The organism is Spirillospora sp. NPDC046719 (assembly GCF_040645715.1).
GTDB lineage: Bacteria > Actinomycetota > Actinomycetes > Streptosporangiales > Streptosporangiaceae > Spirillospora.
In genome coordinates this window covers 1-1218 of record NZ_JBEYYT010000923.1, presented here as the reverse complement: position 1 = coordinate 1218, position 1218 = coordinate 1, and the positions used below count along the sequence as shown (strand labels likewise).

The 1218-nt window shown below is 77.9% G+C and carries 1 protein-coding gene; it reads right to left on the bottom strand.

Features of this window, described 5'->3' with window-relative positions; all coding sequences use genetic code 11:
* A partial coding sequence (locus ABZ914_RS51600) for a sensor histidine kinase (RefSeq protein WP_500201850.1) occupies positions 1-1218 on the bottom strand: 1218 nt, incomplete at both ends.

Sequence of the window (1218 nt, the reverse complement as noted above, 5' to 3'; positions counted from 1 at the left end):
CCGTGTCCGCCGCCCGGCCCGCCGCCGGGCGCGCCGGCCGGCGGCCGCGCGCCCTCCAGCCGGGTCGGACCGGCCGGGCCCGCGCCGGCGGGGTCCAGTACCGCGGTACGGGCGGCGGGATCGTCCCGGTTCAGCACCCGCGTCGATCCGGCCGAGCCGTCGTCGCGGACCCGGACCGCGAGCCGGTCGGGGAGGAAGGTGAGGTCGACGTGGACCCCGGCGCCGGGCGCGTGCCGCCGCGCGTTCGTCAGGGCCTCCTGGACGATCCGGTACGCCGACAGCTCCACGGTCGTGGACAGCGCCCGCGGGTCGCCGTGCACGGCGAGGTCGACGGCGCCGCCCGCGCCGCGGTGCTGCTCGATCAGGTCGGGGAGCCGGTCGAGGCGCGGCTGCGGGGAGTTCGCGGCGTCCGGCTCGGGCTTGGCGTCGGCGCGCAGCACGCTGAGCAGCCGGCGCATCTCCACCAGCGCCTCCCGGGCCGTCTTGGCGATCTCGGTGTAGCCGGCGCGGGCCTCGGGCGACAGGTCGTCCATCGTGTACGGGGCGGTCTCCGCCTGCACGGCGATCATGGAGACGGAGTGCGCGACGACGTCGTGCAGCTCGCGGGCGATGCGGGCGCGCTCGCGCATGACGGCCTGCTCACGCTGGACGGCGGTGAGCCGGGTGAGGGTCTCGTTGGTGCGCTCCTCCGCCTCCGCCTCGGTGCGGCCCGCGGACTCGACGGCGCGGCGCGCGTCGCCGAGGCCGATCGCGGCCAGCACGGCGACGACCGCGGCCGGCCAGGGGACGTCGTCGAGCGTGCCCGTGGCGAGGTAGACAACAGCGACGGTGGCGACGCTCCCGGCCGCGAGGACGCCCGCGGACTGCCGGGGAAGCTGCCGCCCCAGCGCGTACAGCGTGTAGAGCGCCGCGAACGCCGTGGTGATCAGCAGCTGCTGGCCGGTGAGCAGCCCGGCCGCGAACGCGCCGAGGACGACGGCCGCGACGGGCCGCAGGTTCTCGCGGCGCCAGACGAGCGGGACCGTCGAGGCGACCGCGAAGCCCCCGGCGAGGCTCAGCGGGGACCCGGTGCTCGGCGCCAGCTCGGCCAGCGCGGCGATGGTCAGCGCGAGGCCGGTGAGCGGCGCGAAGTACCAGGCGCCGGTGAACTCGCTCCAGGTGTTGATCCAGCGGGGCAGCGGCGCCGTCTCGCCGGCGGGAGGGGGCGGCGCGCCCGGG